This window comes from Paenibacillus sp. EB106-05-06-XG162, assembly GCF_058791655.1.
On record NZ_JBYTDT010000005.1, the window covers coordinates 367149 to 389640 of the forward strand.

Annotated in this window: 24 protein-coding genes and 1 riboswitch; of the genes, 15 read left to right on the forward strand and 9 right to left on the reverse strand. The window is 46.6% G+C overall.

Features of this window, described 5'->3' with window-relative positions; all coding sequences use genetic code 11:
- Positions 1 to 9 precede the first annotated feature (9 nt).
- From hemY to AC3WU2_RS14640, 5 genes are all read left to right on the forward strand, one after another.
- Entirely contained in the window at positions 10 to 1470 is a 1461-nt protein-coding gene (gene hemY / locus AC3WU2_RS14620) for a protoporphyrinogen oxidase (protein WP_492455329.1), read from the forward strand.
- 106 nt (positions 1471 to 1576) lie between these two features.
- Positions 1577 to 2935, forward strand: a complete 1359-nt coding sequence (locus AC3WU2_RS14625) for a CapA family protein (protein ID WP_492455264.1) — start codon at positions 1577 to 1579, stop codon at positions 2933 to 2935.
- Between the two features lie 13 nt (positions 2936 to 2948).
- Positions 2949 to 3698: a glycerophosphodiester phosphodiesterase gene (locus tag AC3WU2_RS14630; protein ID WP_492455266.1), complete on the forward strand. Its 750-nt coding sequence runs from the start codon at positions 2949 to 2951 to the stop codon at positions 3696 to 3698.
- Position 3699: 1 nt separating this feature from the next.
- Positions 3700 to 4323, forward strand: a complete 624-nt coding sequence (locus tag AC3WU2_RS14635) for a fumarylacetoacetate hydrolase family protein (protein ID WP_492455268.1) — start codon at positions 3700 to 3702, stop codon at positions 4321 to 4323.
- A 51-nt stretch (positions 4324 to 4374) separates the two neighbouring features.
- Positions 4375 to 5190 carry a DUF92 domain-containing protein gene (locus AC3WU2_RS14640; protein WP_492455270.1) on the forward strand — a complete coding sequence of 272 codons (816 nt, stop codon included), beginning with the start codon at positions 4375 to 4377 and terminating at the stop codon, positions 5188 to 5190.
- A 64-nt stretch (positions 5191 to 5254) separates the two neighbouring features.
- Here the strand turns inward: AC3WU2_RS14640 and coaA are convergent, their stop codons facing one another.
- Positions 5255 to 6175, reverse strand: a complete 921-nt coding sequence (gene coaA, locus AC3WU2_RS14645; protein ID WP_492455272.1) for a type I pantothenate kinase — start codon at positions 6173 to 6175, stop codon at positions 5255 to 5257.
- 245 nt (positions 6176 to 6420) lie between these two features.
- A riboswitch (purine riboswitch) is annotated at positions 6421 to 6520 on the forward strand.
- A gap of 68 nt (positions 6521 to 6588) precedes the next feature.
- Here coaA and AC3WU2_RS14650 point away from each other — a divergent pair.
- From AC3WU2_RS14650 to AC3WU2_RS14665, 4 genes are all read left to right on the forward strand, one after another.
- Entirely contained in the window at positions 6589 to 8016 is a 1428-nt protein-coding gene (locus tag AC3WU2_RS14650) for an NAD(P)/FAD-dependent oxidoreductase (protein ID WP_492455274.1), read from the forward strand.
- Between the two features lie 275 nt (positions 8017 to 8291).
- On the forward strand, positions 8292 to 8633 hold the full coding sequence (locus AC3WU2_RS14655; RefSeq protein WP_018755830.1) for a DUF1516 family protein: 342 nt from the start codon (positions 8292 to 8294) through the stop codon (positions 8631 to 8633).
- Positions 8634 to 8666: 33 nt separating this feature from the next.
- On the forward strand, positions 8667 to 9284 hold the full coding sequence (locus tag AC3WU2_RS14660; protein WP_018755829.1) for a KinB-signaling pathway activation protein: 618 nt from the start codon (positions 8667 to 8669) through the stop codon (positions 9282 to 9284).
- Positions 9285 to 9437: 153 nt separating this feature from the next.
- Positions 9438 to 11363 (forward strand): ABC-F family ATP-binding cassette domain-containing protein, encoded by a 1926-nt coding sequence (locus AC3WU2_RS14665; protein ID WP_492455277.1) that lies wholly within the window; start codon positions 9438 to 9440, stop codon positions 11361 to 11363.
- Between the two features lie 46 nt (positions 11364 to 11409).
- On the opposite strand, the gene AC3WU2_RS14670 is transcribed toward AC3WU2_RS14665, so the two are convergent.
- From AC3WU2_RS14670 to AC3WU2_RS14695, 6 genes are all read right to left on the reverse strand, one after another.
- Complete coding sequence (locus tag AC3WU2_RS14670; protein ID WP_492455279.1) at positions 11410 to 12189, reverse strand: hypothetical protein; 780 nt, start codon at positions 12187 to 12189, stop codon at positions 11410 to 11412.
- Between the two features lie 35 nt (positions 12190 to 12224).
- Positions 12225 to 13268: a M42 family metallopeptidase gene (locus AC3WU2_RS14675; protein WP_492455281.1), complete on the reverse strand. Its 1044-nt coding sequence runs from the start codon at positions 13266 to 13268 to the stop codon at positions 12225 to 12227.
- The gene (locus AC3WU2_RS14680; protein WP_492455283.1) at positions 13252 to 13599 is read right to left on the reverse strand and encodes a LapA family protein; all 348 of its coding nucleotides are present in this window, start codon (positions 13597 to 13599) and stop codon (positions 13252 to 13254) included. The genes AC3WU2_RS14675 and AC3WU2_RS14680 overlap by 17 nt, the downstream gene beginning before the upstream one ends.
- Positions 13600 to 13708: 109 nt before the next feature.
- Entirely contained in the window at positions 13709 to 15502 is a 1794-nt protein-coding gene (gene pepF / locus AC3WU2_RS14685) for an oligoendopeptidase F (protein ID WP_492455285.1), read from the reverse strand.
- A gap of 179 nt (positions 15503 to 15681) precedes the next feature.
- Positions 15682 to 15864 (reverse strand): hypothetical protein, encoded by a 183-nt coding sequence (locus AC3WU2_RS14690; protein ID WP_083927154.1) that lies wholly within the window; start codon positions 15862 to 15864, stop codon positions 15682 to 15684.
- Positions 15865 to 15892: 28 nt separating this feature from the next.
- Positions 15893 to 16126, reverse strand: a complete 234-nt coding sequence (locus AC3WU2_RS14695) for a hypothetical protein (RefSeq protein WP_018755823.1) — start codon at positions 16124 to 16126, stop codon at positions 15893 to 15895.
- Between the two features lie 189 nt (positions 16127 to 16315).
- Between AC3WU2_RS14695 and AC3WU2_RS14700 the strand changes: the two genes are divergently transcribed.
- Entirely contained in the window at positions 16316 to 17020 is a 705-nt protein-coding gene (locus AC3WU2_RS14700) for a class I SAM-dependent methyltransferase (protein ID WP_492455288.1), read from the forward strand.
- A 69-nt stretch (positions 17021 to 17089) separates the two neighbouring features.
- A complete protein-coding gene (locus tag AC3WU2_RS14705) occupies positions 17090 to 17287 on the forward strand; it encodes a cold shock domain-containing protein (RefSeq protein ID WP_018755821.1) in 198 nt (65 codons plus the stop codon).
- Positions 17288 to 17436: 149 nt separating this feature from the next.
- Here the strand turns inward: AC3WU2_RS14705 and AC3WU2_RS14710 are convergent, their stop codons facing one another.
- Positions 17437 to 18084 carry a nitroreductase family protein gene (locus AC3WU2_RS14710; protein ID WP_492455290.1) on the reverse strand — a complete coding sequence of 216 codons (648 nt, stop codon included), beginning with the start codon at positions 18082 to 18084 and terminating at the stop codon, positions 17437 to 17439.
- An 85-nt stretch (positions 18085 to 18169) separates the two neighbouring features.
- The gene (locus AC3WU2_RS14715; RefSeq protein WP_492455292.1) at positions 18170 to 19339 is read right to left on the reverse strand and encodes an MFS transporter; all 1170 of its coding nucleotides are present in this window, start codon (positions 19337 to 19339) and stop codon (positions 18170 to 18172) included.
- A gap of 161 nt (positions 19340 to 19500) precedes the next feature.
- Between AC3WU2_RS14715 and AC3WU2_RS14720 the strand changes: the two genes are divergently transcribed.
- The 4 genes from AC3WU2_RS14720 (at position 19501) to AC3WU2_RS14735 (ending at position 22376) form a co-directional block, all read left to right on the forward strand.
- Positions 19501 to 19815, forward strand: coding sequence for a hypothetical protein (locus tag AC3WU2_RS14720; protein ID WP_492455294.1), 315 nt, complete (start codon positions 19501 to 19503; stop codon positions 19813 to 19815).
- 61 nt (positions 19816 to 19876) lie between these two features.
- Positions 19877 to 20983 (forward strand): tetraprenyl-beta-curcumene synthase family protein, encoded by a 1107-nt coding sequence (locus AC3WU2_RS14725; protein ID WP_492455296.1) that lies wholly within the window; start codon positions 19877 to 19879, stop codon positions 20981 to 20983.
- Between the two features lie 37 nt (positions 20984 to 21020).
- The gene (pfkA, locus tag AC3WU2_RS14730; protein ID WP_314588752.1) at positions 21021 to 21989 is read left to right on the forward strand and encodes a 6-phosphofructokinase; all 969 of its coding nucleotides are present in this window, start codon (positions 21021 to 21023) and stop codon (positions 21987 to 21989) included.
- A 177-nt stretch (positions 21990 to 22166) separates the two neighbouring features.
- Positions 22167 to 22376 carry a DUF3906 family protein gene (locus AC3WU2_RS14735; RefSeq protein WP_314588754.1) on the forward strand — a complete coding sequence of 70 codons (210 nt, stop codon included), beginning with the start codon at positions 22167 to 22169 and terminating at the stop codon, positions 22374 to 22376.
- The last annotated feature ends 116 nt before the right edge of the window (positions 22377 to 22492 follow it).

Here is a 22492-nt window from a genome sequence, read left to right on the forward strand (position 1 = left end):
CCGTCCATGGTGAACACAGCGTCTCGTCACGTTGTTGTCATTGGCGGAGGGATAAGCGGACTGAGCTCCGCTTTTTATTTGCATAAATATGGCGTAGAGCAAGGTCTTGATCTGAAGGTTACCTTGGTTGAGAAGGATGCAAGCTTCGGCGGCAAGATTATGACGCTGCACCGCGATGGCTTTGTCATTGAGAAGGGTCCGGATTCCTTCCTTGCTCGCAAACTGCCGATGATTGATCTGGCTCGTGAATTGGAGTTGGAGGATGAGCTCGTCGCGACAAGTCCGGATAAGAAACAGACGTATATTATGCATCAAGGGAAGCTGCACAAGATGCCTCCGGGGCTATCGCTAGGGATTCCGACGCAAATAACGCCTTTCCTCAAGACAGGTCTCATCTCGGTGCCAGGGAAGCTCAGAGCAGGAATGGATTTATTCATTCCGAAGCGGACTGATCAAAGCGACGAATCCCTTGGCTCATTCCTATCAAGGCGTCTTGGCTTCGAGGTGCTCGAAAATATCGCAGAACCGCTGCTCGCAGGCATCTATGCTGGGGATACGTTCAAACTGAGTCTTCAGGCGACTTTCCCGCAGTTCGGTGAAATTGAGCAGAAGCACGGCAGTCTAATCCGCGGCATGAAGTCGAGCGTTTCGTCCTCGAAGCCGCTTAACTTGCCTGGCCAGACCGATGCGGTGCGCAAAAGTATGTTTTTGACCTTCCGTCAAGGCTTGCAGTCCCTTGTCCATGCGCTCGTACATGATTTGCATGCTAAGGCAGAGCTGCTTCCGAATACGGGTGTTACGGCAATAGAGCCTTTGGACCCGCAAGACGGAGTTTCTCCACGTTATCGCGTTGTATTGGATCAAGGAGAGCAGCTTGAAGCGGACGCTGTCTTTGTTGCTACGCCAACCTTCGCGGCAGGACCTTTACTTGCACCGTATGTGAATACGAGCATGCTGGATCAAATGGCGTATATCTCTGTTGCGAACGTTGTGATGGCCTTCGATGCAGCCGATATTCCGAATCCACTTGATGGCTCGGGCTTTCTTATTCCGCGCAAGGAGAAGCGCAATATTACCGCTTGTACATGGACTTCGAACAAATGGCCGCATTCGACACCGGAAGGCAAAGTGCTGATTCGTTGTTATGTCGGTCGTGAAGGCGAAGAGCAGAATGTGGACTTGCCAGACGACCAACTTGCAGCACTCGTTCGCAAAGATTTAAGAGAAATTCTTGACATCCAGGCAGAACCGCTCTTCACCGAGATTACGAGATTGAAGAAATCGATGCCGCAATACCCGGTAGGTCACTTGAACGCACTTGCGCGTCTGCGGGAAGAGCTGTCTGTGCAGCTTCCTGGCGTGGAGGTTGTAGGTTCAGGATATGAAGGGGTTGGGTTGCCCGACTGTATTCGTCAAGGCCGTGATGCAGCAGCACGGATGGTGAACTGGATGAAAAACCCTTCCGATTAATGAATAAACTGACATGTTTCTTGAAAGAGTACTATTCTATCCCATATTGTTGATATAATGGGATGAGTAGTGCTTTTTTTTCTGAATACATACTTGAGGAGAATCTATGTATATTTCAAGATCAGATGCCCATCGGGCGCAAAAAGCGAGAAAAAGGCGTAAGATCCGAACGTTGTTAACATTGAACTTGGTGATGTTATTAATCATCGCTGGGCTAACTGCGGTCTATATCTTTAAGTTCCAAGGCGACCCGCTGGAGGCGGAAGCAGGGCATGATCGCAGTTCAACGCAGGTGGAGGAGCAGATTGCGACAGAGCATACGGATGATGCTGTTGAGCCCGAACCCGTGAATGAAGCTGAAAGTGTCGACACAGCGTCCGGATCTGCAGAATCGGGTGATCCATCAGGTGGTCAAGTGGGGGATGAGGGAACGGGTCAGGCTGGGGGCAATCCAGCAATGAAGCCTGCTGAAGAAGTCAACTCACAGGTCGTGATGCCAGATCAGGATGGACTTAAGCTATCCTTTGTTGGAGACATCCAGATGTCAGGCAAAGTAGCTGAATTGATCGATAAGAACGGTGATGATTTCCCATTTCATTACGTTAAATCGATGTTCGAGCAAGATGACCTGACGGTAGCGAACTTGGAGACGCCGATCACGACAGGTGGGGTCCCAGCGGAAGACAAGCAATTTGTGTTCAAGTCAGCACCAGGCTCAGCGAGTGCTCTAGGCAAAGCAGGGATAGATATGGTTACACTCGCTAACAATCATGTACTCGATCATGGGGTCACAGGGTTGATGGATACAATGAAGCATCTGGACGCAGCGGGAATCCAACATTTTGGCGCGGGTAAGGATGAGGAAGAGGCCTTCAAGATTGCCTATGTGGAACGCAAAGGAAAACGCATTGCGCTGCTCGGATTCTCTCGCGTTCTGCCGAAAACCAGTTGGTTCGCGAAAGGAAAGAATCCGGGCGTAGCAGATACATACAGCTCGGCCAAAGCGCGGGAGAAGATTGCGGAAGCGCGGAAAAAGGCTGATTTCGTCATTGTAACGGTGCATTGGGGTGCTGAGAGAGCAGATAAACCTAATGCTGTGCAGAAGCAGCTGGCACGTGAATACGTTGATGCAGGGGCTGATCTCATTATTGGCAGCCATCCGCATGTTCTTCAAGGATTTGAACAGTACAAAGGGAAATGGATCGCTTATAGTCTTGGGAATTTTGTATTTACAAAGTCGAGTAATCCCATGACTTGGGAGACAGCAGTTCTGCAAGTCACGTTGAATCATGATGGCAGTTGTGCGCTACAAATGTTCCCGTTCCATGCGAACCTCGGGCAAGCTGTTCCTATGGATCAAGCGACGGGTTCGAAGCTGTTGAAGCGAGTCTCAGCATTGTCCCATCCATTAGGCGCTGAAGTTCGTCAAGATGGGCGAATCGGTACGATCGGTCGTACGAGGTAAGGGGGAGCACGGAATGTACGTAGGGAAGAATTGTTGTGTTGCACACCGCGGGTGGTCTTCCAAAGCGCCAGAGAATACGTTGGCAGCGATACAGCTAGCCATGTCTGAACCATACATATCTTGGATTGAATTTGATGTTCAGTTAAGCAAGGACGGAATTCCCGTCGTCATACACGATTATACGCTGGAACGTACGACAAATGGTCAGGGGTTCATACGGGAAAAGACCTATGCTGAACTAAGTCAGTTGGATGCAGGTTCGTGGTTCTCTCCAGCCTATGCTGGGGAGAAAATCCCAACCTTAGAAGATGTCCTTGACTTAGCCGGTGGTCGGCTTCGTATGAATATTGAGCTCAAGACGCAGGGGAATATGTACTCTGGACTTGAAGAAGCCGTCATCGATCATATTTATCGATATACGCTCCAGCATGATGTCGTGCTGACATCGTTCGAACCGAACGTGGTACAACGTTTGAAGCGGCTTGCACCAGAATTGCGAACCGGGCTCATTACGGAGATGCCGAGTCCGGATTACGTCACCGTCTGCCGTTCTCTTGGGGCTGATTTTCTATCTTTATATTATCCGTTGTTCACGAAGCAGAACGCAGCTGCCTTGGTGCAGCAGAGGATTGGGATTATGGCGTGGACTTGCAATCATACGAAAGACATTATACAAGTAGCTGACCTGCATCCGGAACTAATGATTTGTACGAATTATCCGGATCGGTGGAATATGGCTATTGGAGAAGGGAAAGAGGGATAACATGCAATCTATGATTCAGAATGTATACTGTGTAGGACGGAACTATCGACTTCATGCCGCAGAGCTTGGGAATGAGGTACCGACCAAGCCGATGATCTTCATGAAGCCAACGCATGCCGTCGTGCCGATGAGCGGCGGGAAGATTACGATGCCGAAGGACCAAGGCGAACTTCATTATGAAGCAGAGCTCGTGATCCGTATTGGCCGAGATTATGAACCAGGGATGCCGATGGATGATCTAATTGATGTGATGGCACTTGGACTGGATTTCACACTTCGCGATGTTCAGACGGTATGTAAGCAGAAAGGCCACCCATGGACAGCTGCTAAAGCCTTCCGCAACTCCGCTCCGATAACACCTTATATCGCATTCCCAGGTGTCGATGCGCTTCAGGATTCCGATTTTGTATTGCTGAAGAATGATATGGAAGTCCAACGAGGCAATGCACGGGATATGATTTTTGACTTGAAGACGATTGTTGAATTCATCGCGACGCATTATGGACTTGGAAAAGGTGATATCATCTTTACTGGGACACCGGCAGGTGTCGGTGCTGCAGTAACTGGGGACAAGCTTGAGCTCTACTTTGGGAACGAACGGCTGGATTCTTGCATCATCGCATAACTTGTCTCGCCATCATAGATGTCTTTAGGGTACGAAGGGGAAGGTATACGTATGTGGAATTGGGTGATTGGGTTCGGTTGTAGTGCGATTGTCGCCTATTCGGCTTATAAGCGGCGTTCTCTATCTTTATCAGGGATGCTTGCCGCTATCACGATGGGGACTATTTTTTTCGCAATGGGAAGTCTGCTCTGGTTTGGCATTCTCCTAGCGTTTTTTGTCTCTTCAAGTGTGATGTCGCATGTGAAGAAGAGCGCCAAAGAAACGTATGAAGCGGCTTATGAGAAAACAGGGCGCCGGGATGCGGGACAAGTGTTCGCCAACGGTGGTATCGGTATGCTGCTATGTATCGCATTTGCGATCAATCCTAGTCCTGTAATCGTCGCTGCTTTCGTCGGTGTGATGGCTACGGTGACGGCGGATACGTGGGCAACGGAGATCGGCAGCTTAAGCCGCTCACAGCCTCGTTCTGTGCTCACATGGAGACGAATTCCGACAGGAACTTCAGGAGGCGTATCGGTACTAGGTACACTCGCTGCGATGTGCGGCGGCCTCTTCATCGGACTATGCGCTGCTGGGTTCGATTGGTTATCTCCAATACATCAAGGCGTTCCCGTCTATCTGTATTTGCTGATGGGATGGATCGGCGGAACGGTAGGTGCTTTCACTGATTCGATCATGGGTGCGACGTGCCAGGTCATGTACCGTTGCCCGAAATGCGGGAAAATGGTTGAACGGAAGGACCACTGTGGTGTACGTACTGATAGAGTACGAGGCCTCTCGTGGATGAACAATGACCAAGTCAATTGGATCAGCTCCTGCGCTGGTGGATTAATAGCAATTATCTTACAGTATTTGGCGGGTATATAGAACAAACAGGATGTCTTCGAAGTCATGTTTATGACGGAAGACATCCTGTTTTTTTTGTTTTTAGCTACTTGCGAAGATGGATCTTCTGAACGGTATGGCTTGCACCTTTTTCTAGAATGAGCTTTGCGCGGGCCTTAGTTGGCAAAATATTTTCAGTGAGGTTCAGCTCATTTACATCGCGCCAGACGTTCGAAGCCATACGTAAGGATTCCTCTTCGCTCAGGCTTGCATAGCGGTGGAAATAGGACTGCGGATTCAGGAACGCCGTCTTTCGAAGCATACGGAATCGCTCTAGATACCAAGTCTCTAAATCTTGAACGCCGGCGTCAACGAAGATGGAATAATCGAAGAAGTCGCTGACGAATACGGATGCGCCTCGATTCACCTGCAATACGTTGATCCCTTCGATAATGAGGATCGCCGGTTTGCGAACAGTCTGAACTTCGTCAGGCAGAATATCATAGCTCAGATGCGAATACATGGGGGCGGTCACTTCCGGAATCCCCGATTTGATATCTGTTAAGAACTGAATGAGCTTACGAATATCATAGCTTTGTGGGAAGCCTTTCTTGTCCATTATTCCTTTAGCTTCGAGGACATGGTTCGGATACAAGAAGCCATCCGTTGTGACGATATCGATATTGGCATAACCCTCGTATGTAGACAATAAAGCCTTCAGAAGCCTTGCGGTAGTACTCTTACCGGCTGCTACACTGCCCGCAATCCCGATAATATAAGGTGCATCGGATACAGACTTTTCCAAGAAACGAGCTTCGGCAACCTTTACCTGCTTCGCAGCCTCTGCTTGAAGATGGAGGAACGCTGCTAATGGAAAGTAGACTTCCTGCACTTCATTGATTGTGATCTGATCGTTCAGTGATTTCAATTGCTCCAAGTGCTGTGGAGTAATAACCGGGCGGTCCTGGCACCTGAATTGTGCCCATTCTTGCCGGGTTAGCGTGAGATAAGGATGGTAATTAGGCATGGTTGTACCTCGCTAGCATTATATTGTTCGTTCAGCGGTTCTCGCTATTATCATATCAGATCTTGAATGAAATGAAGATCCCTTGCTTAACAAGTAGATCCTTGTCGAGAGAGCAATATTCGGAATTGGAGATAATATCGATGGTGTATTTCATCGTGATTATTCTTTATTCCCATTAAATCCGAACGATAATTAATTTATACGCTTGACATATTCGTTGTTGTCCGTTACGATATCCATATCAGCATGAATAATTTGATTCAATTCGTATATCCTCAGTGATATGGACTGAGGGTCTCTACAAGGAGCCGTAAATTCCTGTCTACGAATGGGGCGTTTGTCGTACCTCATTCGTTGGACAGGTTTTTTGTGTTGTTACCAAGCTTAGACAACATGTACTTTAGGAGGATGACATGAGTAATCAATATGATGTAATTGTCGTAGGAGCAGGGCCAGCAGGAATCTTTACATGTTATGAATTATCACTGAAGGCGCCACAGCTTCGCGTATTATTAATCGATAAAGGTCATGATATTTATCGTCGGCGCTGCCCGATTCTGGAGGAAAAAATCCAACTATGCCCGCCACCAGCGGGGAAGAAGGATTTCGCAGGATGCTTGCCAGCTTGTTCGATCACGAGCGGTTTCGGCGGTGCGGGTGCGTATAGTGACGGTAAATTCAACGTAACGACAGAGTTCGGCGGTTGGATGACTGATTACTTAAGCCCATCTAAAGTATTAAATTTGATTAAATATGTGGACCAGATCAACCTCGATCACGGGGCAACAGAGTCCATTACGGATCCGACAACGGATATCGTTCGCGATATTGAGCAGCGCGGGTATGCTGCAGGACTGAAGCTATTGCGGGCACAAGTAAGACATTTGGGGACGGAGCAGAACCTTGAGATTCTGAAGTCGATCTTTGAATATTTGAAAGACAAGATTGACATGATGTACAAGACCGAAGTCGATGACATTATTACAGATAAAGAAACGAAGCAGGTTCGCGGTGTTGTGCTGAAGAATGGAACGGAGTATCAAGCAGATCATGTTGTTATCGTGCCAGGTCGCGACGGTTCCGCATGGTTAACTGAAGTGCTCAAGAAACGCAAGATCAAAATGTTCAATAACCAAGTCGATGTCGGTGTGCGCGTGGAGACGTCCGATGTTGTCATGCGTGAAATTAATGAGCATTTGTACGAAGGGAAATTCATCTACAACACATCGGTAGGTACACGTGTAAGAACGTTCTGCTCCAATCCATCCGGTCACGTTGTAGTTGAGAATCACAGCGGTGTTATGGCGGCGAATGGTCACTCCTACAAGGATCCAGCTCTTGGATCCGCGAATACGAATTTCGCGTTGCTGGTGTCGCATCGTTTCACAGATCCATTCGATAAACCGAATGAGTATGCACGTGAGATTTGTAAACGGGCGAACGATCTATCAAGCGGCGGTGTCATTGTTCAGAAATATGGCGATATTCTACGCGGTAGACGTTCGACAGAGAACCGGATTCGTGAAGGCTTCTTAGAACCGACACTTCGTGAAGCTGTACCAGGAGATCTTGGTCTGGTGCTTCCGTACAACACGATGAAGAGCTTGATCGAAATGGTCGAGGCACTCGATAAAGTAACACCGGGTCTTGCTTCCGAGCACACTTTGTTCTACGGTGTTGAAGCGAAATTCTACTCAGCACGTCCGAAGCTGTCGGAGTCCTTCGAGACAGAAATCCCTGGCTTGTATTGCGGTGGAGACGGTGCGGGTATTACACGTGGACTAGCGCAAGCAGGCGCAGCAGGCGTGTGGATTGCAAGAAACATTATTGGTCAAGCTTAATCGTAGATCGGTAAGTATGAATAGATTGAAGAAGTGGCTTCTGTATCGGATTATCCGGGCAGAAGCCCTTTTCAATTCGTCTAGCGTGGCTTGCTATGATTTTTTTCACAGCATCGATGGTTGTTTTGAATGAAAACTTCATTATATTGTGAACAAAATCGATCATTTTTGGATATGGAATTGCTTTTCAGATTAATCAAACGTACAATCTAGATGATATGCGTAAACAATACATAGTCTAAATGATTGCGAATACAGAATAGGAGGGTTTTAACATGGATGTGTTTAATATTTTTTATCAGTCCCATGCAGGTTCTTGGGCGATTCTTGTGCTGATGTTCGTCATTAGCTGCATTTTCAAACGCCAGAAAGTAACACCGATGATCACACGTCTGTTCTACCTCATTATGCTCGTCTCCGGTATCGGGATGCTCGTGAAGTTGAACTTCCCGCTCATGTACATTGTGAAGGGGATTTTAGCGCTTGGTTTGATCGGTATGATGGAAATGATAATGGGGCGTCTACGTAGAAATGAACCAACGATGATGTTCTGGATTATCTTGGTTGTTCTGCTTGCTCTCATCGTGTGCATGGGATACGGCGTTATTTCGTTCTAATGTACGCTTACTTGCTCTCTAGGGGATATGCGCATGATTAAGAGAATCTTCTACTTATGCTGGACAACAACACTGATTGGCGTGTTGACGGGTATCGCAACATGGGCAGTACTCAGATATTTGGATCCAGGGTTTATCTTTATTGATGACGAGTTAAGCGGATATGAGTTATCCTCATTGATGCTCGGTATCTTCTCGATTGCGTTCACGAGTATCATTGGGTTTATCGCCTTCGTATTCGGAAGATATTATATTCTTGGGATCCTGAAGAATCGCATGAACGTCTGGATTGGGATCCAAATTTTCTTTATACTGCTAACCCTGTTTGATTTGTTCTTTATTCGGTTCAAGAAGTTCGCTGGTGAGGGTGACCATGCGTTTGGGTATCTTGGATTGCCGCTGCTTATTCTTGCTGTTGGTGTGATCATTACGATCTGGAAAGTAAAACTGACGAACAAGAATGCGATCGTCCCGACCATGTTCTTCATGATTGTGATTACGGTGCTGGAGCTGCTGCCATCGCTATCGGTTAATCGGATGGAGTATATCCTCTACATGCTGATTCCGCTCGTGGTGTGCAATAGCTGGCAGATCCTATCGCTTCATAAGCTTACGGGACCACAGAAGAAGACAACAACAGTTGTGTCATAGACATGAATAAAGTCTCGACGAGCACGGATCGTGCTGTGTCGGGGCTTTATTTGTATACAGGAGAAATCATGGCATGCGGCCGTTACTTCTTCATGGCCGTGGTTTTGTGGTAGAATACATAAGTACAGAATACGGACAAAGTAGGGACGAGGCATGAATTTACTAACGATTGAGAATATATCGAAGAGTTATGGGGAGAAAATTCTATTCAAAGACGTGTCGTTCGGCATCTCTGAAGGGGAAAAGATCGGGATCATTGGTGTGAACGGCACAGGAAAGTCGACGTTCCTCAAAGTGATCGCAGGCATTGAACAACCGGATTCAGGACAGATCGCCATCGGAAATCGGGTACGCATTCAATATTTAGCACAGAATCCTGCATTCGACCCGGATGCGACTGTGCTTGAGCAAGTATTCCGCGGGGATTCACCAGAGATGAAGACCGTATGGTCCTATACCGAGACAATGCAGCAAGTGGAGCTAGCGCCTAACGATGAGGCATTGCAGCAGAAGCTGATTCATTGGAGCCATGAGATGGATCGTCTGAATGTATGGCAATTGGAGAGCGAAGCGAAGATGGTGTTGTCTAAGCTTGGGATTACAGCATTCGAGGCGAAGGTTGGATCATTATCTGGTGGACAACGCAAACGGGTTGCCATGGCAGCCGCATTAATTCAGCCGTGCGAATTATTAATCCTAGATGAGCCTACGAACCATATTGATCATGCGTCGGTTATCTGGTTGGAGCAGTATTTGCAGAAGCGCAGAGGGGCGCTGCTCATGATTACCCATGATCGGTACTTCTTGGACCGTGTTGTGGGCCGGATGCTCGAGCTCGATCATGGACAGCTGTATAGCTACGAAGCGAACTATTCTCGGTTCTTGGAGCTCAAAGCCGAGCGAGAAGAGCGAGAACAAGCCTCAGAGCAGAAACGTCAGAATCTCCTTCGGAATGAACTAGCATGGATTCGTCGCGGGGCAAAGGCGCGTACAACCAAGCAGAAGGCGCGGATCGATCGCTTCGAGAAGCTGCAGGAGCAGGAAGGTCTTAGACAGAACAATAAGGTAGATGTCTCGGTGGCATCGTCGCGGTTAGGGAAGAAGATACTTGAAATCGAGCATTTGTCGAAGCAGATCGATGGTAAGCAATTGATTCGTGATTTCGAGTACATTGCGGTTCGCGAGGATCGTGTAGGGATTATTGGGCCGAACGGCAGCGGGAAATCAACCTTACTCAATATGATTGCAGGTCATATTACTCCTGATGAAGGCAGCATTGAGATGGGGCCGACAGTGAAGCTTGGTTACTTCTCGCAAGAAAACCAAGAGATGAACGATTCGATGCGTGTCATTGAATATATTAAAGAAATCGCTGAGGTCGTTCAGACGGCAGATGGCAGTTCGATTACAGCGGCTCAAATGCTAGAGAGGTTCCTCTTCACACCTACGATGCAGTGGACACCGATTGCCAAGCTGTCTGGCGGCGAGAAACGCAGACTGTACCTTCTTAGTGTGCTCATGAGCGCGCCGAATGTCTTGCTGCTGGATGAGCCGACGAATGATTTGGATATTCAGACATTGTCCGTACTTGAAGATTATTTGGACGAGTTCTCAGGTGTCGTCTTTGTCGTATCGCATGATCGCTTCTTCCTAGATCGTACGGTAGAGAAGATTATAGCTTTCGAAGGTGATGGGAAGATTCGTCATCATGTAGGCAATTTCACCGAGTATGAAGAATACATGGCGAAGTATGGCGCGAGTACAAGTGAAAGCAGCAATAGCAGTGCAAGCGCTGGAACGCGTGAGGAAGCAAGTGAGCCGAAACGAGAGAAGCAAGAACGCTTGAAATTCAGCTATAAAGAGCAAAAAGAATTTGATGAGATCGACGGTGTCATTGAGAAAACGGAACAGAAGATGGCAACGGTCGCTAAGCAGATGGAGGAGGCTTTCAGTGACTCCGCTCGTCTACAGGAGTTGTTAGAGGAGCAGCGGAAGCTGGAAGGACAGCTTGAGGCGTTAATGGAACGCTGGACCTATCTGAACGAATTAGCCGATAAAATAGCGCAGAGCAAGTCTTAGGACAAGCTCTGCGCTATTTTTCCGTTCACCGAATGGCTTCATTTTCCTACTCAATGCTAATCATCTGGAGCACTTTACGATGATCTCCTGTGAGCGTGGACTGATTTGAAGCAAGTTGAGAAGATCCGTCTCCGTCTAAGAAGATGCCTTCTTTATACTGCCCTGGAGCAATCTGTTCTTGAATGGCTTGCCGGAATTGATCGGCTGTGCAAGGCGTTGGTGTGACGACGAGATACAATTGATTCATACTGTCATAGACAAGTCCACTGCGCAACCTGGCCTCATGTGCTGCAGGAAGTGCTTGATAATAGATCACAAGGCCCCAGATGAAATCATTGGCCAAATTCATGCTGACGCCGCCCTGTGCCCAATATTGACTGCGATCGAAGACATCCAGTTCTTCCACGGATTTAACAGATTGAACAGTGAACTGTTTTTGATATCCATCCCAGACCAGGGTGCCGCGATCATATTTGATGTTATACCAACCTGATCCATAGGCACGCGGCTCATCTTTCACAGGGATATGATTCTGTACAGCAATAGATAAGATATCTTGTCCATAGAAGAATCCGCCATTGATGCCTACGTCTCCAGTATCCGTAACATTGCTATCAATTGCCTTCAATTGAATATGGTCTGGTGTCGTATGAAGTACATGCAGGGATATCCCGTTCGTTGCGGTAACTTGACGATAGGTATACTTCGCCTTGGTATGGATGAAGTAGAAGATATTAATCGCTAGAATCAGTATGAATGCCAGTATGAATAGGAGCGTGCGTGTTCTGATCTTGCTACACTGGAACCGTTTCATAGGGAATTGCACCCGGACACCTCCTGATGACCTCAACGCCAAATTTACTATTCCATATCCGTTACATAGGCTGCGAGTAATTTAGCGGTATTCATGACGGCTTGGATATGAGTGCGTTCCATACCATGGGAGGCATGTACACCGGGTCCAATGAGTGCCGCCTTGATATTATTGCCGCCGCGAAGCGCAGCAGATGCGTCGGAACCGTAATAAGGGTAAATATCAACGACATGCTGAATCTGCTCACGTTCAGCAAGACGGATGAACTTGCTCGTCATACCGTAATCATAGGGACCTGAGGAGTCTTTGGCACATATCGATACATCCAGCTCCGTACATGCAAGATCATCCCCCATTGCGCCCATATCGACTGCAATCAGCTCATCGATTTCTGCTGGAATGTAGGATCCGCCATGTCCAATCTCTTCATAGTTGGTAATGATCAATTTCAAATTATAGGCCGGTGTCCAGCGATCACGATGTATCGATTCCAGAATACCGAACAGCGCAGCGACACTTGCCTTGTCATCCAGATGGCGTGACTTCACATAGCCGTTATCGAAGATGACAGCGCGGGGATCGAAGGAGACGAAGTCGCCTGTACGAATGCCAAGATGCATGACATCTTCTTTTGTATGGACTAATTCATCAATCCGAATCTCCATATTGGCTTCATCCCGCTTGAAATCGCGAGCATCACTGTAGACATGAACAGATGGGTGTGTCGTGAGAATCGTTCCGCTATAAATGCGTCCATCGCGTGTATGGATTGTACAGTATTCATTTTCAATCGCATTCATCATATAACCGCCCACCGGTGTAATCCGGAGTGTACCGCGCGCATTGATCGAGCGAACCATGGCGCCGAGGGTATCGACATGTGCAGTAAGCCCGATCGTCCGAGATGGATCATTTCCTGGAACACTAATGATGCCGCAGCCTTTTTGCGTACGTTCAAATTCGAAACCTAACGAACGTGCCTCAGCTTCAATTCGCTCCATGATGTGGTGCGTATAGCCCGTAGGGCTAGGGGTATTTAGGATTTCTTCGAGAAAATCAAGGACATAATCTTGGTTAAAGGGTAGGTTCATGATTCGATTTCTCCTCGTCTGGGTTAGATGGATGCGTGGATGATAGCGCATCTTGTGATACTGGGTATGTATAGCCTGTTGCATCGATAATATGTTGTAACTCCGCCTTGGTCGCCTTAAGCTTGCGCTGTAGTCGATATTGCAGAAAAATCCCGTAAGAACCGACGATTAAGCCACCCAGCAAGGTGCATCCCAAGATAAGTAGGATGAGCGGAACTTGGACGACTCCGAATAGCAGATTGACTTGGACAGGATCTACATTAATGACAGCGAAGATCGCCGTAATTAATGCAAATACGAGTCCTAATATTAAAGACCATTGAATTTTCATATGACTCCTCCTAAGCTTCAGCGTACCTTATAGTATAAAATCCCTTGCCTTAGCAGGCAAGGGATTTCGTTCGTATAGAGTTAAGTACTTTGCGTGGGGGTGTTTCCAACTAGTTCGTAAGTTTCTCCATGTCTTCAATCAATTGCTTGAACACGTCCATCGCTTCCCGAATCGGCTGCGGTGAGGACATATCGACACCGGCACGCTTCAGGATATTGATGGAATAGTCGCTGCCGCCGCTCTTCAAGAATCCAAGATAACGTTCTACGGCAGGCGCGCCTTCATCGAGAATCTGCTTCGCGAAGCTTGTTGCCGCAGAGAACCCGGTAGCGTATTTATAGACGTAGAAGCTGGTATAGAAATGAGGGATTCGTGCCCACTCCATCTCAATGTCTTGATCCACGACCATGCCTTTGCCATAATATTGGAGATTCAAGTCGTAATAAATCTTCGAGAGCTCTTGCGGCGTCAGCGCATCGCCTTGTTCTGCACGTTCATGCATGATTTTCTCGAACTCTGCGAACATCGTCTGACGGAAGACCGTTGTACGGAATTGATCAGCGTAGTATGTGAGCAGATACATTTTCATTTTTGGATCGTTCTCTGCCTTCTTCAGCATATAGTTCATGAGCAAGGCTTCATTCAAGGTTGAAGCAACTTCAGCTAAGAAGATCGTGTACTGTGCATCGCGATATTCCAAGTTCGTATCGGAATAGAAGGAGTGAAGCGCATGACCCATCTCATGTGCAAGCGTGAACATGCTGTTGAGATTGTCCTTGTGGTTCAAGAGCACGTAAGGATGTGTGCCGTATGCACCCCAGCTGTATGCACCACTGCGCTTGCCTTCGTTTTCGTGGACATCAATCCAGCCATCATCGAATCCATGCTGCAGGTTGTTCAGATAATCATCGCCCAGCGGTTTCAAGCTTTCTTTGACCATTTTCTTGGCCTCTGCATAGGTAATGTCCATTTTGAACTCTTCGACGAGCGGAGCGAACAAATCGTACATATGAAGTTCATCGACTTTAAGCAATTTCTTACGCAGTTCCATGTAGCGGTGCATTAGAGGTAGGTGCTCATGGATGGTATCAATGAGATTCGTATACACTTCTTTCGGAATGTTGTCGCCATAGAGCGACATCTCCAGCACGGATGGATATTTACGTGCACGCGAATAGAAGATGTTTTTGGTGACGTTCGCATTGAGTGTTGCAGCGATCGTATTCTTTTGCTTGCCATAGGTCTCGTAGACGGCTTTGAACGCATTTCTGCGTACCTCCACATTATCGCTCTCGAGGAACTGAATGTAGCTGCCGTGTGTTAATTCACGTTCCACGCCTTTCTCATCTTTGACTTTCGGGAATTTCATATCGGCATTGTTGATCATCCCGTAGATGGTATTCGGCGCTTGTGAGATATTGCCGACTTGTGCGAGCAATGCTTCCTCTGCTTTCGAGAGTACATGCGCCTTCTGACGTTTCATTTCAGTCAACGTAAATTTATATTTGCTGAGCTCTGAATTGTTAATAAGACTGTCAAGCTGCTCATCAGATAATGACAATATTTCCGGGGTAATAAATGATAATGCTTCACCAACATCGACACTGAGCTTTTTGGATTTCTCGGATAATGCTTGGTATGTAGGTTCAGCGGTATCTTCGTGATGATGCATGTTCGCGTAGACGTAAAGACGTTCTGTATGTAGTGAAATCTCATCTTCCAGGTCAAAGCAAGCTTTGACCGCAGCTGCGTCGGTTAATTTACCTTGATAGGCGGATACTTTGCCGAGCTGTTCTTTCACCAGCTTGTATTCTTGATCCCAAGCCCCTTGAGATGCGAATAAATCTTCTAATTTCCATTGATCTTCTTGCGGTACATCTTGACGCTTAACGATTTGACTCATTGGAACCCTCCTAGGTTTGATAGATTGCGCGGACTCAGCAGGAGCGCTGGCCGCGATGGGGATGACAGTCTGTTGCAAAAGACATGTAATCAATAAAAGACAAATTCCTCGTCTCACAAGATCACTCCTGCGCCGTAAAATTTGTCAATAGTATGACCCTGATGCCTGTCATTTATCAATTAAGCTGAACCTAGTTGAAATGAGCTGTATACGATTAAGAAAAAGGCGAATGCCACGAGAAGAATCGTAATGATAGCCATGACCCGGCGCAGAGGCGCAGGAATTGAATCTTTCTTCATAATAAGGATGGCACCCATCGAGAAGGCTAGAATGATAAAGATGAGAATACTGGTTGAGTCTATGGGGATCACCTCATTTCGCGAGCTTGGCTTAGACTTGTCGGAAATTCGCCATCATGTCATTCCACTCTTCCAAGTTATCTATATACTCCGATTTGGGGAAGCGGTTATTAACCCAGTTCATGAGTGCAGGACGACTTAAGAAGGTGTGAGTCTCTTCGCCCCATTGGTCCGAAATTTCGCGAAGGACAATATACTTGCCTTGGACCTCTACCGTAATCATATTCCAGTTGTCTTTTTTGTATATTACATGTTTTTTAATCATTTATAAGCTCCGTTCTTCAGGTAAGTTCTTGTTACGTTGTTTTGTGTAAAATGATAACGTACAGCGCGATATAAAGCAAATATTAAGTCATAATTTGATCTTGCTCTGTATGGGATTAAGTGGTAATTTATAACAAAGCCGATTGAGGCTGAAGAGATGAGTTGAGATGAGCTGAGGAGTGTGGTTGAGATGAGTTTTTATCCAGCGTATGAACAGCAAGGTGTAGCCATGACATGTCGTTCGTATGAGGAATATATGCGAATGTTCGCTCTTACGGAGGCAGATTTGGCACAAGGGAGTATCTTGGATGTGGCAGGCGGTGCGTCGTCTTTCACGGCGGAAGCGAAATCACGCGGGTACAAGGCTGTGGCGGCAGACCCGATATTCCATTACGATGCGGCGTATTTAGCGCGTTATGCATCGGAGGAGATTGAGACCTCAACAGCCAAGCTTACGAAGATTCAGGAGACGTTCGATTGGAGCTTCTATGGGGACCCAGCTCAGCACCGCGATAGACGCATAAGATCCTCAGAGCAATTTATTGCGGATTATCAAGGCAATCCGTCGCATTATATCTTTGCGAAGCTGCCTGAACTTCCTTTCGATGATCATACATTTCAGCATGTTTTCTGCAGTCACTTTCTTTTCTTATACGCAGATCAATTCGATTATGCATTTCACTTGGCAGCAATTAAGGAATTAATTCGCGTTTGCGCGGTGGGTGGAAGGGTGCTCATCTATCCGCTGAAATCACTACGGTGGGCAGGATACCCAGCGATGTCGACCATGATGCAAGAGTTTGAACAAGCAGGCCATCAGGTATCCTTCAAGTCCAGTCAATTGCCTTTCATACCAGGCTCGTCCGACTTTCTTGAGATCAAAAAGATTCGTTGAACATTTCCAATATTTCGGATATAATATAAATAATCGCCATTAAAGGCGGCATATTAGGAGGTTGTTCATTTGAAAGGAACAGTAAAATGGTTTAATGCTGAGAAGGGCTACGGTTTTATTCAAGTGGAAGGCGGCGACGATGTATTCGTTCATTTCTCCGCGATCCAAGGCGAAGGATTCAAGACTCTAGAAGAAGGCCAATCGGTTGAATTTGAAATTACACAAGGTAACCGTGGACCACAAGCGGCTAGCGTAACGAAATTATAATTAACTATTCATTATAAATTGCGCCATGCATGTTCATCACACAGATTTCAGTTCATTCTGGGATCTGTTTTTTTGTATTTCTAACAGCTTCATTTGTTGTAAAAACAAGACCCCCGCGATCATAGGATAACGGGGGTCTTGCACGTTATTTATTCAATAATACGAAGAATGTCTTGAACGTCTTTACGCGGCAGCTTGCTCGGCTGATCGGCCGGGTAACCAAGTGAGATGACCATGTTGACTTGACGATCATCAGGAATCTCAAGCAATTCCTTCAGCTGATGTTCAGCGAGCAGGACAGGTCCTGTCATAGGACAAGTAGCAAGCCCTTTGGCATGCGCTGCGAGCATGAGGTTCTGTGTTGCAAGGCAGCTGCTCTTGATTCCTTCCTCCGCCCAAACGCTCTCCGAGGCAAGTTCAATCGGGTCGAAGATTTTCTCACGGAATTTCGAGTTGTATGGTGTTGCTAGACAAATGATCAAGACAGGAGCATTGGAGAAGGCTGTCGCATAAGGTCCGAAAGACTTCACGAGTAGGCGTGCTTCACGGTTAAGACCTCTCGTCTCCGATACGGCTGCAAGCGCATGAAGTTGATCCCATGTCAATCCCTCAATTTGTTTGATCAGGTCTTTATTCGTAATGGCGATGAACTCCCAAGTCTGTGAATTCGTATCACTTGGAGCATAACGCGCACAATCAATGAGATCTTCGATATCTGCAATCGCGACTGATTGATCGGTGTAATTACGGACGCTTCGACGTCCATGAATAATTGCTTTGAGTTGTTCGAAATCCATGATTTTCCCCGCCTTTATTACTTGGTCCTAAATCCTTTTCTCATTATAGCCCGAAGATTGGAAAAAGCAAGGAATTTCGCGTCGGTTATTGATCTCTGGCGATCAAATAACGTGTCATAAAGCCAATGGCACCGATCAATGCCAGACTTGCTGCGACCATATATAAGGTTCCTTTGCTGATATCGAGCAGACTTCCGCCGACAGATCCGCTGATGAGGCCTGCGAGCGAGGACCAGATGATCGTGAAGAATGCCAGTCCTGTCGCGCGATACTCATCCGGGATGATATTGGTTACGTAACGAACAGCGGTAAAAAAGTAGATGCCAAATGTGACGCTGTGCATAAGCTGTATGACAACGACCCACGCCGGATCCGTAACGACACTCATCAGCAAGAAACGAACGGCATACATGAGACTGGCGATCGACAAGAGCGGAAGCTCTTTGAATTTCGAGCCGTATTTGCTAAGAAGGAAGAAGACGGGAATTTCACTTAACGAAGAAGCGGATAATGCCCATCCGATAATTGTCTCATCTGCGCCCATTCCTCGTAGAACAGGGGAGATGAAGGCATCGTTGAATCGATGCGATACCGCGACTAAGAGCAGCAACAGGAAGAACCAGACGATTTCGCGCTGCTTCAGGATTTTCAGTAGCCCTCCGAGTTCCATCTTCTTGGCTGTTGCGCCCTGTTGGTCCGTTGCGAATAGGGCAATTAACAGCGAACATCCGGTTAGGAGAAGGCATACCCACAGCGTAATATGGGCCCCGGTTTGCTTCAGAATAAACCCGAGGACGAGTGATGCGATGGCAAATCCGAATGACCCGTAGATTCGCACGCTCATGAAATTTTTACCGCGCTTCTGCATCGTCATGATCGCCCATGTATCAGCTAATGGGTTAATGGGAAAATAAAAGAAATTAAACACGAACATCAGAATACAAATGACGGCAAAAGAGGTAGATTGGGTTAATAGTAAGACCATGAATAATTGGCCAACGAGTAGGATGAGAACGATTTTCTTGATCGTACGGAACTTATCACTAGCAATTCCCCAGATGAGGTTCGAGAAAATCGAGATTAAGGGTCCAATCGAATAAATAAATCCGATCTGGACATTCGAGAAGCCAATGCCGCTGAAATAGAGCGGGAAAAAGGCTGTAATGAGTGACGTGGTCGTATACAGTGAGAATACGAACATTCGCAGCCAATGAAAATCTTGCATCATAGAGGATCCATTTCGTCTGAACAACATGCTGAGAGCTCCAATCTAGAATGGGTATCGAAATAACTATTAGTATAGCACCAGCCTCAGGGTTCTGGAATGCTCTTTTGGAACTGTGCTGAATATTATAGATTTCCTTCGTTGTGAGTGGTACATTTACTATTGGACTCTTTTTCATGGAGGAGATAGAGATGGAGAATGTCTTTCAATTCGATGATCGGTTAGGTATTCATGTGCCTGCGCTTGCTCAAGAGTGGGAACAATATAGTGTTGTAGAGCGAGAAGCTATTCTTGTTCGATGGGAATGGATCCGAGGAAAAATCCCGAACCGAGTCATAGCGCTTGAACGCGTCATTAATAAGAAACAGTCACAATTATTTGATGAAGAAAATTTCGAGGTCAGCTGCCAGCTGAATTCGGAGATCGCCGAGATTGCTAGTCAGATTAATGATTTGCATTTGTGGTACCGCACGAATCAAGAGGTACGTACGAGAATGCATGCCTAATGTAGCGGTTTGTGCAATATGACTGATCGTACTATAATAGGAATGATTCACATGAAAATGAATGCATTTTTGGAGGCACCCCGTATTGAGTCTAACACAACAGCGACAATTCACTGCACCACTAAATCCAATACAGCTGATGTTCCGCGTGTATCGTGTTATTTTGCCAGGTGTTAAGCAATCACTTGGTTATTGGCAGGAACAAGCGGAGTCGATTCCTGATGAAGAGCTTCGCCGACAAGCGCTTGCGAGCATCGCGACGAAGCAGTTCCATTGTCAAGGCGGAGCGGTGTACGCAGCTTTGGATATATCGCAGAAAGATGTGCTGATTCCACTCATCGTGGCATTTCAGACGATCAGCGATTATCTGGATAACCTGTGTGATCGCAGCACCTCCATGGATCCGGTTGATTTTCGCCAGCTCCATCAGTCGATGTTGGATGCGATTAACCCCGAAGCTCCACTTCAAAATTATTACGCTTACCATCCTGAGCATGAAGACGATGGTTACCTGCATAATCTCGTGTCGACTTGCCAATCTTGTATCAGGAAGCTTCCGTCCTATGGGAAAGTGATGCCTTATCTGGAAGAATTGGTGGGTCTGTATGTCGATTTGCAAGTGTACAAGCATATCCGTCATGATCTTAGAGAATCGGAGCTAACCGCCTGGTGGGAGCAGAATCGGAATATATCTCCTCATTTGCATTGGAATGAATTCGCTGCAGCGACAGGTTCGACCCTAGGTGTATTCATGCTGTTCGCAGCTGCGACAAGACCTAATCTGACCGTACGCGAGGCAAGTGATATTCGAAGAGCTTATTTCCCACATGTATGCGGATTGCATATTATGCTCGATTATTTAATTGACCAAGAAGAAGATCGCTTAGGTGGGGATTTGAATTTCTGCAACTATTATGATGAGCAAGAGACCTTAATTGAGCGGATGGTGATGGTGGTCGAAAGGGCGAGAGAAGATGTGAAACACTTGCCTGATTCGCAGTTCCATCGTATGGTGATAGAAGGATTGATTGCTTTATACTTGTCAGACCCAAAGGTGACGAGTCAACAGCATGTGAAGTCCGTCTCCAAGCGTCTCATGCGGAAAAGCCCGTTAACGCGGTTGTTTTTCTGGGGGAATAGTCTTTGGATACGTAAACATAAATCATAGATAGAGATAAGATGGATTTTTTAAGGAGGATAAGGATATGTCAGCAGTCAAAAAAATTGCAGTTCTTACTAGTGGGGGAGATTCTCAAGGGATGAACGCGGCTGTTCGTGCAGTCGTGCGTAGTGCGTTATATTACGGCATCGAAGTGTTCGGTATTCAACGCGGTTACCAAGGGCTATTGAACAAAGAAATCCGTTCGATGGACTTGCGTAGTGTTGGTGATATTATCCAACGCGGTGGAACGATTCTACAATCGGCTCGTTGTAAAGAGTTCATGACGGCTGAAGGCCAACAAAAAGGTGCGGATATTCTACGTGAATACGGTATCGATGGCTTAGTCGTTATCGGTGGAGATGGTTCATATCAAGGCGCGAATAAATTGAGCAAACTTGGCATCAAAACGATGTGCTTACCAGGCACAATTGATAATGATATTGCGTTCACAGACTTTACGATCGGATTCGATACGGCTGTAGGCATTGTAGTGGACGCAGTCAATAAATTGCGCGATACGATGAGCTCGCATGAGCGCTCCTCTATCGTTGAGGTTATGGGACGTCATTGCGGTGATATCGCGTTGTATGCTGGTCTTGCGAGTGGCGCAGAGACGATTCTTGTCCCTGAAGTGCCATTCAGCATTGATGATGTAGCGAATCGCATGAAAGACAATTTCGAACATGGCAAACGCCATAGTATCGTGATCGTTGCAGAAGGCGTTGGCCGCGGTGAAGATATCGCCAAAGGCATTACGGAGCGTGTTGACGTGGATGCGCGTGTAACCGTATTGGGTCATATTCAACGTGGTGGCTGCCCAACGCACAATGACCGCGTTCTAGGAAGCCGTCTTGGCGATTATGCTGTACGGATGTTAATGGAAGGCCAATCAGGCAAATCATGCGGTGTCATTAAAGGTGAATTGGTGATGACCGATATTGACACGGTTGTGAACACGAAGAAAGCATTTGATATGGAATTGTACGATCTTGCTCTACGTCTTTCGAAATAATCAAGCTTAACAAAAAAAGGCTGTTCTGAAGTCATTTGGAGATGACGGAGGAGCAGTCTTTTTCTCATTTCGGGAGAGGAGAAATTTTGTACAAGCTTTTTGGGAGGTTTTTCAATATAATGAATATAATCCTCATCGGGATAATAAGGATAAGAATATGGAAGGGGAAGTCATCTTATGTACTTATATCGTATTGAAATTGAATTGGAAGAACAACTTGTCTATCTCATTGTCGTAGCGGAGACGGACGAGAAAGCATTTTCCTATGTCGAATCTCACATGGATCGTCATTTCCTAGCATCACCGGCGCAGCTTGAGGTTAGTATCCTAGAGAAGAAAAGATTGGATAAGGGTGCGGGTTACGTGATTGAGACGCATCGCAAGTGACTTGAAATACAAGAGCCCTCCATACCATTCGCTCAGGTGTGAAGTGCACCCCTTAGAATAGACATTGGAATAAACCCCTGGTTTATCCGATGAAATTCTAGGGGGTGCATTTTTTA